Origin of the sequence: Paenibacillus sp. 32352, assembly GCF_002042965.1 — a bacterium.
Classification (GTDB): domain Bacteria; phylum Bacillota; class Bacilli; order Paenibacillales; family NBRC-103111; genus Paenibacillus_S; species Paenibacillus_S vulneris.
The window spans coordinates 300,522-317,161 of sequence record NZ_MZNT01000005.1; the positions used below are offsets into that span (position 1 = coordinate 300,522).

12 protein-coding genes are annotated in these 16,640 nt (G+C 51.8%); 6 read left to right on the forward strand and 6 right to left on the reverse strand.

The genetic code is table 11. The annotated features are described in order from the left end of the window. Window positions 1-59: 59 nt before the first annotated feature. Window positions 60-797: a rhamnogalacturonan acetylesterase gene (locus tag B1728_RS14495; RefSeq protein WP_179136015.1), complete on the reverse strand. Its 738-nt coding sequence runs from the start codon at window positions 795-797 to the stop codon at window positions 60-62. A gap of 206 nt (window positions 798-1,003) precedes the next feature. On the opposite strand from B1728_RS14495, the gene B1728_RS14500 reads away from it, so the two are divergent. Beyond that, window positions 1,004-1,828, forward strand: a complete 825-nt coding sequence (locus B1728_RS14500) for a helix-turn-helix domain-containing protein (RefSeq protein ID WP_179136016.1) — start codon at window positions 1,004-1,006, stop codon at window positions 1,826-1,828. A 60-nt stretch (window positions 1,829-1,888) separates the two neighbouring features. On the opposite strand, the gene B1728_RS14505 is transcribed toward B1728_RS14500, so the two are convergent. The 3 genes from B1728_RS14505 to B1728_RS14515 all read right to left on the reverse strand — a co-directional run bounded on the left by B1728_RS14505 (window position 1,889) and on the right by B1728_RS14515 (window position 7,279). Next, entirely contained in the window at window positions 1,889-3,217 is a 1,329-nt protein-coding gene (locus B1728_RS14505) for an ABC transporter substrate-binding protein (protein ID WP_079910935.1), read from the reverse strand. Between the two features lie 452 nt (window positions 3,218-3,669). Beyond that, window positions 3,670-5,496 (reverse strand): ABC transporter ATP-binding protein, encoded by a 1,827-nt coding sequence (locus tag B1728_RS14510; RefSeq protein ID WP_256865360.1) that lies wholly within the window; start codon window positions 5,494-5,496, stop codon window positions 3,670-3,672. Between the two features lie 40 nt (window positions 5,497-5,536). After that, complete coding sequence (locus B1728_RS14515; RefSeq protein WP_079910937.1) at window positions 5,537-7,279, reverse strand: ABC transporter ATP-binding protein; 1,743 nt, start codon at window positions 7,277-7,279, stop codon at window positions 5,537-5,539. Window positions 7,280-7,425: 146 nt separating this feature from the next. Here B1728_RS14515 and B1728_RS14520 point away from each other — a divergent pair, with 146 nt between their 5' ends. Beyond that, the gene (locus B1728_RS14520; RefSeq protein WP_079910938.1) at window positions 7,426-8,388 is read left to right on the forward strand and encodes a D-2-hydroxyacid dehydrogenase; all 963 of its coding nucleotides are present in this window, start codon (window positions 7,426-7,428) and stop codon (window positions 8,386-8,388) included. 260 nt (window positions 8,389-8,648) lie between these two features. After that, window positions 8,649-9,623, forward strand: coding sequence for an aldo/keto reductase family protein (locus B1728_RS14525; protein WP_079910939.1), 975 nt, complete (start codon window positions 8,649-8,651; stop codon window positions 9,621-9,623). Window positions 9,624-9,900: 277 nt separating this feature from the next. Here the strand turns inward: B1728_RS14525 and B1728_RS14530 are convergent, their stop codons facing one another. Both B1728_RS14530 and B1728_RS14535 read right to left on the reverse strand, forming a co-directional pair. Then, complete coding sequence (locus tag B1728_RS14530; protein WP_079910940.1) at window positions 9,901-11,880, reverse strand: YjhG/YagF family D-xylonate dehydratase; 1,980 nt, start codon at window positions 11,878-11,880, stop codon at window positions 9,901-9,903. Between the two features lie 101 nt (window positions 11,881-11,981). Then, window positions 11,982-12,668, reverse strand: coding sequence for a GntR family transcriptional regulator (locus tag B1728_RS14535; RefSeq protein WP_079910941.1), 687 nt, complete (start codon window positions 12,666-12,668; stop codon window positions 11,982-11,984). 206 nt (window positions 12,669-12,874) lie between these two features. On the opposite strand from B1728_RS14535, the gene B1728_RS14540 reads away from it, so the two are divergent. Genes B1728_RS14540 through B1728_RS14550 form a run of 3 tightly spaced genes read left to right on the forward strand, consistent with a single transcriptional unit; the run spans window position 12,875 to window position 16,559 of the window. After that, complete coding sequence (locus B1728_RS14540; protein WP_079910942.1) at window positions 12,875-14,359, forward strand: spore germination protein; 1,485 nt, start codon at window positions 12,875-12,877, stop codon at window positions 14,357-14,359. Continuing rightward, window positions 14,356-15,450 (forward strand): GerAB/ArcD/ProY family transporter, encoded by a 1,095-nt coding sequence (locus tag B1728_RS14545; RefSeq protein WP_179136017.1) that lies wholly within the window; start codon window positions 14,356-14,358, stop codon window positions 15,448-15,450. Before B1728_RS14540 ends, B1728_RS14545 begins: the two co-directional genes overlap by 4 nt. Next, window positions 15,447-16,559, forward strand: coding sequence for a Ger(x)C family spore germination protein (locus B1728_RS14550; RefSeq protein ID WP_179136018.1), 1,113 nt, complete (start codon window positions 15,447-15,449; stop codon window positions 16,557-16,559). The genes B1728_RS14545 and B1728_RS14550 overlap by 4 nt, the downstream gene beginning before the upstream one ends. Window positions 16,560-16,640 lie beyond the last annotated feature (81 nt).

Here is a 16,640-nt window from a genome sequence, read left to right on the forward strand (position 1 = left end):
AGTATCACAACCCGTTGGGATGCCCTCCCCCGGTCGTTACAGTTCTCAGGATGCACCTGCTATTTAATCACATGCCGGCTCAGAGGAAGCTGCAGCTCCACGATGCCTTCCACGACGAGCTTCGCCATTTCCAGCGCACCCCGTTCGGAAAAATGCGTATTATCCTGAACGCCTTCCGGATAATTCGGGCTTTGCCCTGGCTCAAGATGCAAGAACAACTCTTTGGTTGCTTCGGGTCCCAGCTTCTCGAACAGCGCCTTGCTTTTGGCCGTCAAGTCGATGACAGGAACCTTCAGTTCCTTCCCCAGCGATTTCATAGCTTCCGTGAAGAAACGATGGGAATCTTTAAGCCTCCCGTTGGCATCGAAGCCGTTGCGCTCCACCGGAGTGATCAGAACCGGTTCAGCCCCCTTGTTCCTGGCCCCGTCGATGTATTGCTTCAAAAAGCTCTTATACGTCGTATTCGGCTCCGTATACCTTGAAGGGTCCTCTTTCTTCTCATCGTTATGTCCGAACTGAATGAGCAGGTAATCCCCCTTGCCGATTTGCTCCAAGATCGGGTCCAGTCTGCCTTCGTCAATAAAGCTCTTGGAGCTTCTTCCGGAGGAAGCCGCATTATGCACGTTCACCTGCTTGTCCAGCAGGCCTCCGATCATTTGTCCCCATCCCGCGCGAGGAGCCCGGTCCGCCGTGTAATTCGATACGGTGGAGTCGCCTGCCAAGTAAACCGTCATCTGTCGGGAAGCGGATTCCTCTCCCATGTTATGTACTGCATTGCCTTGCTCTTTCGAAGTCATTCCATCTCCACATCCTGTTATCCATAATAGCAGTAACAGCACCGTAATTCGGGCTGTCCGACCAAGCTTCATCATATCGCACCCTTCCAAGCTGCCGCAAGATGTCTGAATCCACTGCGTTGACATCCCCGGTTCATTTGTTATTCTTGTACATAGCAGGCCCGGTGACAGCGCTTGCTTACGATTCCCTGGGGAGGCGGCTCTCATTGCACAGCAATTTCTCCATATCTGTCGCTAAACGGGCAGAGACATACAATTTTATCAAATATCACTACCATAATTTCTACGAGATCTATTATCTGTTAGCCGGGGAACGCAGATATTACATTGAGGATAGAACGTTCCTGGTCAAAAAGGGCTCCCTCGTATTCATCAACAAAAATCAGCTCCACAAAACGATGGAGGGCTCGCATCCCGAGCATGAGCGGATCGTCCTCTATTTCAGCGACGCTTTCATCAAGCCATTCCTGCAAGAGCAGCCCGACCTGCTGCTGCCCTTTCAAGAAAGCTGTCTGCTGGAGCTGAACCTTCAGGAGCAGAGCCGCATCGAGCATATAATGCTCGAATTGATTCGCGAATATGGCAATACGGGCCTGCACGGACGGGAGCTGTATTTCAAAACGCTCGTCGTACAGCTGCTGCTGTTCTCGATCCGCAAGCTTTCCGAGAGCTCGGAAGTGCCTCATAGCCGGCTTCATCGCACGATTTTGACGGTGCTTGATTATTGCGGATTGCATTATCACGAGCCGATAAGCTTGCATTCCGTCGCAGAGCGGTTTCATGTCAGCGACTCGTATTTAAGCCGGTTGTTCAAGCAGCATACGGGCTTTCATTTTACGGAATATATCCATGCCTTTCGAATTCGTGAAGCGCAGAGGCTGATTAAGGAGACCGGGCTCAAGATGACCGACATTGCCGAACAGGTCGGCTATATTAACACGACTCATTTTAACCGCAAGTTCAAGCAAGTCGCCCGGATGTCGCCTTCCGCCTACAAGAAAATGATTAAATCCGTGAATTCTGGAACCTGAACAGACGGAACGGGCTGCCCGCTTCGTCCTTAATTTGCACTATTTCTTCACTCAAAGTGCCTATTTCTTCAAGGCTGAAGCTATCGCTTTATCCGCTTCCTCCTGCGCCTTTCTTAGAAGGCTGTTAACATCCAGCTCTCCTGTGTATAGAGAGGGGATCAGATCGGTCAGCTGCTTCTCGCCCGTATTTTCATAAGGCCCTTTAGCCGGAGTTGCCGCAAACTTATGGTAATACACAGCGCCCCAATTCACTTTTTTCGCATAGTCCGCACCAAGCGCCTTCTTCACCTCCGGCGTGGTTAATGCGCTGATCGTTCCAGCCTTGGACAGCGTAAGCTGAAATTCATCGGACGTTAAATAGTTCAGTACCTTCATAGCTGCGTCCTTCTCTTTGCTTGTGTTGGAGATACAGATATAATTCGGGTACACCTGAGCCGCCATACCAGGAACCTCCTTATAGGTCGGGACGGACACCATATCCCAATTCATTTCATCCATCCCCGGGAAGAAGGCCGTATCCGTGAAAAATACCCACATAGCAATATTGCGGTCCTTAATGAATTGGTCCATGCCAGGCAGCTTATTCTTATTATTCCTCACATAATCGCTAAACCCCGGCTCCTCCAGCTGCCCATTAAAAATCGTCGTCAAAATCGTCTTCCACCTGCCGTCACCCAATGTGGATTTGTTCGTCTGAACATCAACATAAGGAAGGGAGAAGGGACTCAGCTTCAGCACATGTCCGGTGGAGGTAACCAGACCCAAATATTGAATTCCGTCTTCTTTTCTGCTCAGCTGCTTGGCAACGCCGAATACTTCATCCCAAGTCATCCCGTCCCTCGGATAGGGAACCCCGAATTTATCGAAAATATCCTTGTTATACATCAGGGACATCGCCTGCATGGAGCTGGGTAGACCGTACAGCTGCCCTCCGGCCATCGCCTTCATGGCATCAAGCGCCACGGGTTCGAACCGGTTCAGGTCGACACTTTCCTTCTTGATCAGCGGACTGATATCAAACCCCAGCCCGGGGTTTATGACCCCGTCAATCAAGCTTGACAGCGATTCGAACATCAAATCGATCGGAGTGCCTGCCGTCACCATATCCTGCGTGTTAATTTTACTGCCCCTCTGCTGCATAAAATTGAACGTGTAGTTCGGGAACTTCTCCTTCAAATATTTTCCGTACAGTTGATCAAACTGCTCTGTCGTCAACCCTGCTCTTGAAGTGACACTTAGTTTGACAGGTTTATCCGCTGCCTCCTCTGTCCTAGGCAAGCCGACCACATCCCCCGCCGGGGCGCCTGTTGAACTGCAGCCTGCCAGCAAGGTCATGAGCATGGATGCCGTCAAGCCGACGGAGCATGGTAAAGAGATTATTTTGTTCATCGATAAAACCCCTTTCAGTGTTGGTGGTATGTAAGCGCTTCATATTGATTTTTAGAACAAGGTGCTTTTCTATGATTAGATCTTTATCAGAATCACACCCTCCTAATTTATGGAATTGAAAAACTATGCTTCACATTGTAATCAAATTCATTCCGGCAACTCTAGGCTCATTTTTGTTATTCGGCTGAAAGTTTGCTATTTTTGACCATAAAATTTATGTTCATGTACAAAATCAGAACGATTAGATTAAATAAAATTACAAATTTTTGTCGTTATCCTTGTATTATTTATTATTTTTGTCATGGCCCATGGGCATCTGTAGTATAGAAAACAATAATAACCACGCAATCCATGGCTGAAGCAGAACCTGTTACTTCACGGTGGCCTCGTAGCTTCCAATGCAAAAAAAGACCCGTCCCCGCATCAGCGGAGCCAGGTCTTGATTTGAGGCTCTAGTGAGAGCCTTCCATATTACGAAACTGATTATAGAACATTTGATAGTAGGTGCCTTGACGCTCGATAAGCTTGTCGTGGCTTCCCTGCTCCACAATCTCGCCATGATCGATGACCATGATCGAATCGGCATCCCTTATCGTATTCAATCTGTGTGCGATAATGAAGCTGGTTCTGCCCTCCATAATCTTCAGCAGGGCATCCTGTATATGCAGCTCGGTCCGTGTATCAATGCTGCTCGTCGCTTCATCCAAGATCAGAATGGACGGCTTTACCAAGATGACCCGGGCGATAGCGAGCAGCTGACGCTGCCCTTGGCTTAAATTGCCTCCATTCTCGGACAGCTCCGTATCATACTGCTTGGGCAGTCTCTTAATAAAGGCATCGGCATTGGCCATCTTGGCCGCCATCTCCACTTCTTCGTCCGTAGCATCCGATTTGCCGTATTTGATATTTTCCTTAATCGTCCCCGAAAATAAATAGGTATCCTGAAGCACGATCCCGAAGCATCTTCGCAGACTGTCCCGGGTATATTCCTTAATGTCACGGCCATCAATATAGATGGTGCCGGACGGAATGTCATAAAACCGGGTAATCAGGTTCACGATCGTCGTCTTCCCCGCACCGGTCGGACCGACCAGTGCCGTACTGCTTCCCTGCGGGGATTCAAAGCTGATATTCTTTAAGATGGGAACATCCGCTCTGTAGCCGAAGGTCACATTATCGAAGACTACATGCCCTTTCGTATCCTTCAGCTCGATAGCGTCAGGCGAATCGGCCGGCTCCTCCTTCTCGTCCAGGACTTCAAACACGCGCTCAGCGCCTGCAACCCCGGACTGGAGAATATTGTACGTATTCGCCATTTCATTAAGCGGCCGTACGAATTGACGCGAGTAGCTGAGGAAGCTGGCGATAACCCCGACCGTAATGTGTCCTTTGACAGCCAGTACGCCTCCGACGATCGCAACAGCCGCGAAGCCGATGTTATTGATAACGGCAAGCAGAGGCATCAGGAAGCCGGAAAAAATTTGCGCCTTTAGCCCCACCTCATACAGCTTATCATTCACGGAATTGAATTCGTGAATCGCCTTCTCCTCATGGTTGAATGCCTTAACGACATGAATGCCGGAAATCGTCTCCTCGATATGGCCGTTCAGCTTGCCCAGCTGGGCCTGCTGCTCCTTGAACAGTACGCTGGTTCTCTTCGTTATCGTCTTGCCTAGAATGTAAACCAGCGGCACGGTGATGAGTGTAGCCAAAGTCAGCAGCGGACTTAAAATGATCATCATCGTCAAGGATCCGACAATCGCAATCGTCCCCGACATCAATTGGGTGGTGGATTGCGAGATCGTATTGCTCACGTTATCGATATCGTTGGACAGTCTGCTCATGACTTCCCCATGCGGTCTGGAATCGAAGAAGGACAAGGGCAGCTTCTGCAGCTTGGCGAACAGTGTCGTTCGCAGGTTACCTACGATCCGCTGTGATACCCCGGCCATAAACCAGCTCTGCAGGAATGTCAGCACGCCGTCCGTCAAGTACGCCGCAACCAGAGCCAGGATCATCATCTCAAGCATTTGAAAGTGAACCGAGCCGTTGGAGGCGGTCATGGAATCGACCGCCTTCCCGATAATGTACGGGCCGGTCAAAGTAACCAAGGCGTCCACCAGAATAAAGAGGAATACGACGGCCAGCATCCTCCGCTGGGTACCGACGAATTTCCATATTCTGCGCAGAGTCGCCTTGAAATTTTTCGGCTTGACGACCGGACCTCCCCGCCCGCCGGGGCGCGGACCAAAGCCGCCGGGTCGTCCTGCCTGCAGCATAGGAACTTCCTGCGGCGGTTGATTGTCTCTGGAAGTGTCATTAGGCTTCGACATTCCTATGCGCCTCCTTCCCCATTTGCGATAAATAGATTTCTTGATATACCTGGCAGCTTCTCATCAGCTCATCGTGCTTGCCTATGCCGACAACCTCGCCTTGATCGAGCACGACGATTTTATCGGCATCCATAACCGATGAAATTCTCTGCGCGATAAGAATGCAGGTAAGGCCCTGCGTGTACTTCTTGAGCCCCTCCTTGATTCTCGCTTCCGTCGCCGTATCTACAGCGCTTGTACAGTCGTCCAGAATAAGAATTTCCGGCTTTCTGACCAGAGCTCTTGCAATGGAAACCCGCTGCTTCTGACCTCCGGAGAAGTTGACTCCGCGCTGGCCGAGCCGGGTCTCATATCCTTCCGGAAACGAGGTAATGAACGGGTGGGCCTCCGCAATTTCCGCCGCTTGGATAATTTCCTCCATCGTCGCGTCTTCTTTGCCCCACCGAATGTTTTCCGTCACCGTCCCTGTGAACAGCACGGTTTTCTGGGGAACGATCGCGATTTTCTCCCTTAGCTTGGCCGGATCGATCCGGGTCACATCCACTCCGTTTACCTTTACGGTACCCGAGGTGGCGTCATAGAATCTCGGGATCAGCCCGACGAGGCTGCTTTTGCCCGATCCGGTGGAGCCGATGATGCCCACGGTTTCGCCCGGCATGCAGGTCATCGTTACCCCTTTGACCACCGGGTCGCCGGAAGCCCCTTCATAGGAAAAGCTGACATTTTCAAAATCCACTCTGCCGCTTAGCTGCGGGTTTAACTGCGTATCCGGCTTCCAGGTCATCCTGGACTGCTGATCAAATACTTCCCCGATCCGCTGGGCTGAGGCTTTGGCCCGGATGAACATATTGAACACCATGGAAATCGTCATTAAGGAAAACAAAATTTGCGTCATATAGTTAATAAACGCAATAATATGTCCGACCTGTATACTTCCGTTCGAGACCCCCAATCCCCCGAACCACAGCACCGCAATAATCCCGATATTGACCGTCAGCATGATGGCCGGGTTGAAGATGGACATGGCCCGCATCGCTTCAATGGAGCGCGCCTGGTACGTCTCGTTCACATGATGAAACTTGTCGACCTCATAGTCGAACCGGTTGAAGGCTTTGACGACGCGCACTCCGGACAAATACTCCCTCATCACGCCGTTGACGGAATCCAGTGCCTTCTGCACCCGGATAAACCGGGGGAATCCGATCTTCATGTTCAAGGCTATGAGAATTCCGACTATGGGAACCACTACAGCCAACACGATCGACAGCTGAGGATTCAGACGTGTAGCCATAATCAAACTGCCTATACACAACAAGGGGGCTTTTACGAAAATCCGCATCAGACCGTTTGTAAAATTCTGCACTTGAGTCACATCGTTCGTTAAGCGAGTGATTAAGGAGGCTCTCTCAAATTGGTCGATGTTCTCAAATGAAAGCGTTTGTATTTTGGCAAATAAATCTTTTCTAAGCTCCGCCCCGAACTTCTGCGATACGCGGCTGGCCAAAATGTTGCGCCCTGTTGCCGCCAACGCGCCGAGGAATGTGATCAGCAGCATAAATCCGCCCATGCTCAGAACATAATTCATGTCATTGCCGGCTACGCCCACATCCACGATATGTGACATCACCGTGGGCAGAGTCAAATCCGCCAAGGCTTCACAGGTTAAAAATAAGACCGCAATCGTAAACAGCTTCCAATACTTACGAACGTATTTTTTAAAGAACGACAAGGCCCTGTTCTTCCTCTCTTAATTTATTTAGCTTCCCTATATAAAACATACTCCTTTCAAACCAAATTGTCACTTCATTTTTCGCACAATTTGTTTGTAGTATAATGAGATTCATAGCAGCCCATATCAAAGGAGGACCTGGCCTTATGAACATTGTTGTGCTGGACGGATATACCTTGAACCCCGGAGACTTGAGCTGGGATAAAATCTCCCGGCTTGGACTTACCACCATCTATGACCGGACTCCCGCCGAGCTCATTGTAGAACGGGCGGCGGATGCCGAAATCATATTGACGAACAAAACGCCTCTGTCGGCAGCAACGCTCGAGAAGCTTCCCAAGCTTCGTTATATCGGCGTTCTGGCAACGGGCTACAATATTGTAGATATCCATGCCGCCCGGGAGAAGGGCATCCCCGTGACCAATATCCCTACCTACGGAACGCATTCAGTTGCCCAATTCGTCTTCGCTATGATATTGGAGCTGTGCCACCGTATAGGCCGCCATGATGAGGCCGTTAAAGCTGGAGAATGGACAAGCAGCATCGACTTCTGCTTTACGAAATCGCCGCTTATCGAGCTGTCCGGCAAAACCATCGGCTTGATCGGCCTGGGCAAAATCGGCACTCAGACCGCCCGCATCGCCCAGGCGATGAATATGCGGGTCTTGGCCGTAGGCAGCGGTCGCAGCCGTCCTCAACCCGTCGAAGGAGTCGAATGGACGGATATGGAAACGCTGCTTCGAGCCTCGGATATCGTGAGCCTTCACTGCCCGCTGACCCCGGATACAGAGCAGCTTATCAACCGCGAGCGGCTTGCTTGGATGAAGCCCACCGCCTTCTTGATCAACACGGCGAGAGGCGGCCTCATTCACGAACAGGACCTGGCGGATGCGCTGAATGGGCAAGCCATTGCCGGCGCGGCGCTGGATGTGCTGTCCGTCGAGCCTCCTCCAGCCGATAACCCGCTGCTGACAGCGAGAAATTGTATTATTACCCCGCATATCGCATGGGCTACCCAGGAGGCTCGCGCCAGACTTATGGACACAGCCGCTTATAATGTCGCTGCTTTTCTGGAAGGCAAGCCCGTCCATATCGTTAATGGAATATGATCAGGCTAGGTATTGTGCCGGACTCCCTTGGATGTCCGGTTTTTGCCGTGGAGACCGCTGTGTATCGCCGAGATCGCTGCAACAGTAGAAGGAAGAATGCGGGAAGGAGGTCTGCTGCATGGCTTGCGAGGATTTCATTTAGCTTGCAGATCAGCTGAGTTACTTAACTTAAGGTAACTAAATGAGGTAAAGTTGCGTACTTCTCCCTTCCCGGCATTGAAGGTATAATAGCTCCAGAAACCTAGAAGGAGTGAGCTTCCATGAAATATAGACGCGTTGGCGCAAGCGGGTTGAAGGTAAGCGAGATCGGTCTCGGCAGCTGGTTAACCTATGGCACTGCCGCCGAGCAAAAGGCTGCGGACGCATGCATTCAAACCGCGTTCGAATGCGGAATCAATTTCTTCGATACGGCGAACGCCTACAATCGGGGAGAAGGAGAAAAGGCAATGGGGGCGGCCCTCAAGCCCTATGAAAGATCGAGCTATGTGCTGTCTACCAAAGTTTATTTTCCTATGGGACAAGGTCCCAATGACCGCGGATTATCCCGCAAGCATATTAAAGAGCAGTGCGAAGCCAGTCTGAAAAGATTAGGCGTGGACTACATCGACATCTATTTCTGTCACCGGTACGACGACCAGACTCCTGTGGAGGAGACGCTCCGCGCTCTGGATGATCTTCAAGCCGAAGGCAAAATCTTGTACGCCGCCGTCAGCGAATGGAGCGCAGCTCAAATAGCCGACGCCGTCGGCATCGGAGCATCGTTGAGATTGCGGCCCTTGATCTCGAATCAGCCGATTTATAATATGTTTGAACGGTATATCGAACGCGAAGTGATGCCTGTATCCATGGCTGCAGGCTTGGGCCAGATTGTGTTCTCGCCTCTCGCCCAAGGGATATTGACGGGAAAATACAAGCCGAACCAGCAGCTGCCTTCGGACAGCAGGGCTGCCAACCGGGCGGTCAACCATGTCATCAACAGCTATCTTCAGGAAGATGTGCTGCTTTGTGTGGAGGAACTCGGACAAGTTGCTGAACGGCTCGGTATTCAGCTGTCCCAGCTCGCGTTGGCCTGGGTGCTAAGACAGCCGGGTGTCAGCTCAGCCTTGATCGGGGCCAGCCATCCGCAGCAAATCGAGGAAAATGTAAAAGCGGTGGATATCGCGCTTCAGCAGGATACGCTCGATGAAATCGACCGCATTCTGCAAAAAGTCGCCGGGTTCGCTCCGCTTCGATAAGTGCCGGGGTATGCAGGAAAAGGATCCGCTGATGCGGATCCTTAGCCTGTCGAGAAACCTAATAGAGCTTGAACTATTGCCAATATACTCCGATGGGGTATCCCCCTCCAGCCGCTGTTGAAACCCGTGAATTAGATTATATTTAGTGGTATTTTCACGGGTTTCAAAGGCGGACTTAAACTCCTCCGAGGCATACCCCACCTCCATATGTAGCATAGTTCACGCAAAACAGGGTTTCTCGACAAACTCAGGATCCGCTAATGCGGATCCTTTTGCTTTACTCCGACCTTTCCATAGCTCGCTTCCCCGCTTCCAAAACAGCCAGGATGCGGTCCACATCATACACGCTTCCCGCCCAAGTTCCGCCGCTGACCGATTGCAACGCGGCCCATAAGCGGGTATCGTCGGGAAGCTTCGGGTCGGCCCTTAGGCCGGGATGAGGGGTTCGGGCTGCCAGCACCTGAGCTCCTTCCTCCGGGGTTAGCAGGTCGTCTCCATGCCCTATGAAATGTACGCTGCCTTCCAGCAGGTTTCGGTCGATTCTAATCTCTATGGTGTCTCCATCACGAAGCTTTCCTATCGGACCGCCGACGAGAGCTTCCGGACCGACGTGCCCGATACAGGCTCCCGTCGATACCCCGGAAAATCTGGCATCCGTAATCAGCGATACTCGTTTGCCGAAGGGGAGATGCTTCAATGCTGACGTGACTTGATAAGTCTCTTCCATCCCTGAGCCCGATGGTCCGCGCCCAATCAGGACCATAATATCTCCCGCCTCAATCCCGCCTTGCTTGATAGCGGCTATCGCCTCTTTCTCCGAGGTAAATACTTTGGCTTTGCCCCGGTGATGGTACACTCCGTCCTCCTGTACAACCGACGGATCTATGGCGGTCGACTTAATGACCGAGCCTTCCGGTGCCAAATTGCCGACGGGGAACGTTACGGTCGAGGTTAAGCCGCGCTGCCGGGCCTTCGCCGGATTCATGATCACCTCGTCGGGATCGATGCCGTCCTTCTCCATAAGCAGGCGTCTCATACGATGACGCCTCTCGCTCTGCTCCCACCAATCCAATACCGTCCCTATCGTTTCCCCGGAGACGGTCATCGCATGCTCTTCCAATACGCCCTCCCGCCGGAGATGAAGCATCACCTCCGGTACGCCTCCTGCCAGAAACACTCGAACGGTCGGATGATCAACCGGACCATTAGGGAGGACACTGACCAGCCGCGGCACGTTCCGATTGATTCGAATCCAGTCTTGTACTGTCGGTATCGGAAGACGCGCGGCATGGGCAACGGCAGGAATATGCAGCAGCAGATTGGTCGACCCGCCAAATGCCGCATGCACGGCCATCGCATTATGAACGGCCGCTTCGGTTAACACTTGCTTCATGACGATTCCCTTCCGATCCATGAACATCAATGCGCGTGCGGATTGGCGAGACATCTCCTTCCACACAGGCTGTCCCGACGGAGCCAGGGCCGCATGGGGCACTGTCATTCCCAACGCTTCGGCGACCACTTGGGAGGTAGCCGCCGTCCCAAGAAACTGGCAGCCCCCGCCAGGCGTCGCACAGGCCCGGCACCCAAGCTCGGCGGCATCCTCCAGCGTGATCTCGCCTTTGGCATAACGCGCGCCGATCGTCTGAATCTTGCCCGCGTCCTCGCCACGGGTCGGCGGCAGCGTCACTCCCCCCGGCACAAGGATGCAGGGGAGCTCGTGCATGGCAGCGAGCGCCATCATCATCGCCGGCAGCCCTTTGTCGCATGTGGCGACTCCAATCACGCCCTTGCGCGTCGGCAGCGAACGGATCAGCCGCCTGAAGACCATCGCGGCATCATTCCGATAAGGCAAGGAATCGAACATGCCCTCCGTTCCCTGGGACCGTCCATCACACGGATCGCTGACGTATCCGGCAAACGGAATCCCTCCACTCGCGCTTATTTCCTCCGCAGCCGCCTTCATAAGAAGACCGACCTCCCAATGACCGGTGTGGTAGCCTAGCGCAGCCGGGCTTCCGTCTTCATTCCGGATGCCGCCCTGCGTGCTTAACAGCAAATACTGTCTGCCGCCCAATCCGCCCGGCGCCCATCCCATTCCCGCATTTTGCGTCAGTCCGAACAGCTCGCCGCTTGGCGCGTGAAGCAGCATGTCCTTGGTCAAAGGCAGTGTGCCCGCAGGGCCCGCCGAATGGGTCTCAATAGCAAACAGGCCTTCCTCATTTTGCCCCATGATCTCGTTCAACACATCCGTCATAGTAACCGCCACCCTCTCATCCTTTTTATTGAACAAAAAAAGAAAACGCTTACAAGCCTGGTATTTGAGGAATGCCTTGGGTCAAGGCAATTCTCCCAGCCTTACTTGAAATACGACGGGTACTTTTCTTTCAGCTGATCCTTATCGATATCTCCCATGCTAAGGTGCTCTTTCATAATCTTTCCGGCTGCATCTTCCTGTTTGTCACGGATGGCCTGTACTAGTCCTTGATGCTGCTCCAGAATACTCTCCCAATCCGTATTGGAAGCAAGCCGCAAAAAACGAATGCGGTTGTAATGCGTACTCATTTGCTGGATCATATTCCAGGTTCGGATTTTGCCGCAGCCGGTAATAATCGCTTTATGAAATTCTTCGTCCAGCTCAAACAGCCGTTCATAATTTTTCTCCGCTGCGCAAAGCTGCTGAAGATTGATCAGGTTTTGCAAATGCAGCACCTGCTCGGAGCTCAGTACGGTACAAGCCTCTCTGACAACCGCCGATTCCAGCGTTTCCCGAATAAAGCGGGACTCTTCAACATGCTGCCAGTCGATCAGTGAGATAAAAGAGCCTTTTTGCGGAACCGTCTCGATCAATTCCTCCTGGGCCAGCTTGACGAAGGCTTCGCGAATGGGAGTGCGGCTAACCTGCAGCATCTCGATGACGTCCTTTTCCGAAATAAACCGGCCGGGCTCCAACCGTAATTCCATAATGTTCTTCTTCAGCGTGCTGTGAACGTAATCCCGAATGAGTCCCTTATTGTCTCTTGCCGATTGTAAATGAAGTTCCATGGATTTCCTCCGCTATTCCTAGTATTCCTACTATAACAAGAAGACCCTGGAGATACAAGGCAGTGCGATTCATTATCCCCGTAGTTGGATGCAAATGTAAAAACATTCCATAATCCACCACCGCCGTCCTGCCTAAGAGGCGAATAACCGTTTTCCAAAAGCTTCATACTACAAGGTATGTATATTTTGGAAGGGAGGCGTTTCACATGATCGCCATCGAACGCTTGATTGAATCGTTGGGAAATCCCTCTGATCTGGAATTACAGCATCTCTACCAGCCTGACGGCATTGAGCCCGCTGGCACCCTGCTGTTTTTGTCGACGATTACAAACCGAATCGAGATGGAGCGCCTGCTTTTTATCCCGCTGCAAAGCCTCGTAAATAAGGAGAATCTGCATCCCAAGGAGCTGGTAGAGCATCCTTCCTTCAGGCAGTACTCCTCAATGGGGCAATGGATACCCTCGGATGTCCAAAGCATCGGAGCCAAGCTATTTGCTGGTCACTGCATTTTGCTGCTGGAAGGAACGAAAGAGGCTTTAGCCATTGACGTAGCGGATTGGCAGCACCGGTCTATCACGCCTCCGGAGACGGAAAGCTCCCTGATCGGACCGCGGGACGCCTTCATAGAGAATCTGAGCGTTAATATTGCTCTGATTCGCGCGCGGATTCGCCACCCCAATCTCATCGTCCGGTCCTTCACTATAGGACATGCTGCCTCTAATAATGTCACGATGTTTTATCTGAAAGGCATCGCCGATCCGGAAATCGTCAATAGTTTAGAGAGCCGGTTAAGAAGCATCCACATCGACAGTTTGCTGGATACGACTCAGCTGTCTCATCTCATAGTGGAGAAACGGAAATGGTGGTCCCCTTTTCCTCTCATGCAATCTACGGAGCGGCCCGACAAAACCGTATCCGCGCTGCTTGAGGGACGTATAGCCATATTGATGAATACATCCCCGACGGCCATCATTTTGCCGGTCACGTTAACCGCGCTGTACCAAACTGCCGATGACTACTACTTCCCTTTCTTATCCGGAACATTCCTCAGGTTTATCCGTCTGGTCGGAATGTTTATGACGCTTTTCCTGCCCGCTCTCTATATTTCGATCACAACGGTGAACCAGGATATCTTACGGATTCAGTTCATGCTGGCCATTGCGGCAAGCCGCGAAGGCGTTCCCTATCCGGCCTATATTGAGGTCTGCATTATGGTCTTTCTGCTGGAGCTTATTAACGAAGCCAGCGTGCGGCTGCCCAGGGTCATCGGGGGAACGGCCACCATTGTCGGCGGTCTGATTATAGGTACAGCCGCAGCCCAAGCGCACCTGATCAGCAATATTATGATCGTTATTACGGCGGCCACGGCGATAGGCAGCTTTACTACACCGAATTATATGGTTGGCGTAGCGCTCCGCATGTGCAGCTATTTGCTGATTGCCTTATCGATACCGTTAGGGTTATACGGCATGACAGTTGGGACTGTGTTAATTTTTATGGCATTGTGCCATTTAAAATCGTTCGAGGTCCCGTATTTGGCGCCATTTAATACGTTTTTTTATAAAGACCTGCTTCGAGATGCCATGACAAGGGCACCTATCGGCATGTCCGCTTTTAGACCTAGGACATACCATACGAACCCGGCCAAATCGCGCCGAATAAGCCGCAAGGAAGGAGAAGATCTGCTGTGAAATGGAAACTGAAGGAAAGAGAAGTGCAATATCCGATTTTGCTATTCGTGGTTGCTGTCGGATTATCGATTACGCGGGGAATTGAGAATACGGTGATCCAATCGGCCGGACGCAACGGGGTTTGGCTGTTCTTCCCCTGCGCGCTGGTGGTTTTGGCAGGAGCCTGGGTCAGCCTGAGCATAGTATCCCGTCTTCAGAGCAGCTCCATCATGATGGCCGGAGGTGAGGTCGGTCCCTCGATCTTATCGCCATTCCTTTATTTATTATATGGGGCTCTTTTCCTGGGAGGAGCCGGCTACGCATTAATGCTGGTCGGGGATTTTTTCTCGCGAACGCTGCTGTATGGAGATCAAAAGCTGTTGATGACCCTCGGTCCCGTGCTGGCGGGGCTCATGGCTATGTTCACCATGGAGACGATCGGCCGATATGCTCATTTATTGCTGCTGTTCATCGTCCCTCCCTTTCTGTTGATCTCCTTGCTGCCCATAAAAAATGCGCACTGGTCCTTCCTTCTTCCCCTTGTGGATAACAACGGCTGGGAGGACCCCCTGCGGTCCATCGCCGGGATTATGCTGATGTTTATACCGGCAGCTGCCTGTACGATGCTGATGAGTCCGCTCAAGGACCCTCAAATCAAGAAGAGCTACGCCTTGCTCACGATCCTCATGCTCTTTGCTTCCTTATTTGGCAGCTTTATGTTAGCCATGGGGATAACGACTTACGGAGTCGCCACTGCCAGCAGGCTATCCTTTGTCGCTAACGGCACCTACGGAGCAATCCGGCTGGAAAATTTCGTGCTGGAGCGAATCATGTTTTTCGCCGTTTTGCTCTGGGAATTTCTGATTATTGTCGGGTCAGCGTTTTTTGTCCGAAGCGCGTCCTTCTGCTTTGCCCAGATGCTTCGTATCCGGCTGTCTCCCTATCTCATCATCCTGATAACCGTCATCCTTGCCGTCTTATTGAGCAAGGCTCATATTCCGTTTTTCTTTATTAATTACTCCTATTGGCTTGGGTGCTACAGCATGTTTATCCTGATCGTTCTTCCGGTTCTGTTGTACCTATGGATGAAAGTAAGGGGGAAGGCTGCATGAGAAAATACAGCAAGCTATGGGCATGCTCGATCTTGCTGTCCCTGCTCCTTACCGGATGCGGCGACGTGAAGCAAATTAACCGGATCACATTCGTAACCTGCATCGGCATCGAGCCCTCTCCCAAGGGAGTACTTATCCACGCGTTGTCCGCCATACCGGGCAAATACGCTGCCCTTGCCCCTTCCGGCGGATCGCTAACCGGTAAAGAGGCACCCGATTTCATTTTGACGGCTGAAGGCGCCAACATCTCCGATGCTCTCTATAAGCTTAAACGCAAATCAGCGAGGGACATCCAGTTCGGTCATACCAAAATCGTGCTCTTCTCCAGCGAACTAGCCAAAAAAGGGCTGGAGGACCAGCTGGATTTCTTGATGCGCCGCAGCGAAATCCAAAATATTGCCTGGGTCGCCGTTACGAATAAAAGCCCGGAGCAGATCTTGAGAACCAGAGTAGCGGTGCCCGAATCTGTCAGTGATTGGATGGTTGACATGTTTTCCACTGCGGGGTCGGATACATTTGAGGTGCTGCCTATCTACTTGTATCAGTTCTATACATACATCCGCGAGCCCGGCTTCTCGCCCTATGCGATGGTTATTGATACGTCGGACGATTCCACCTCCCTGCAAATAACGGAAGCCGCTGTCTTCAGGAATGATAAGCTGGCAGGAACGATTCCTGCATCCGACGTGAAATACTTGTCCATGCTGAATAATAGAAAGCTCGCTTCCACTACTCTATCGATGAAGGATGAGAAGGTCTCTTTTTCCATGCTCAATTATAAAAGCCGAATCGGCTGGAAAGACGATCATTTTGAAGTCCGTCTTGATTTGAAGCTCGATTTGGATCAAGCTCCGCATCTGAATATGGAAACATTGCCCGATCTGAAAGAGACCCAGGAGAAGCTGAGCCATCAAATCGAGGAAGAGATGCGATCGTTCATAGCCAGGCTGCAAAAGCTGCGGAGCGACCCGGCCGGCTTCGGTGAAGCTTACCGTCTGGCGAACGGGGGAGCGTTGGATAAGGAGCAATGGCAGAGCGAGCTATTTCCGGAGCAGAAGGTGAAGGTTCAGGTCCATACCCAAATTCAGCGCAGAGGCATGATCAAGTAATAAGGCCGGACGATCACGATTGCCGTGGAAGCTCCTCATTCGCCGCAGGAGGCTCTGAAAGAAGCCTCGCTGCACAGCGAA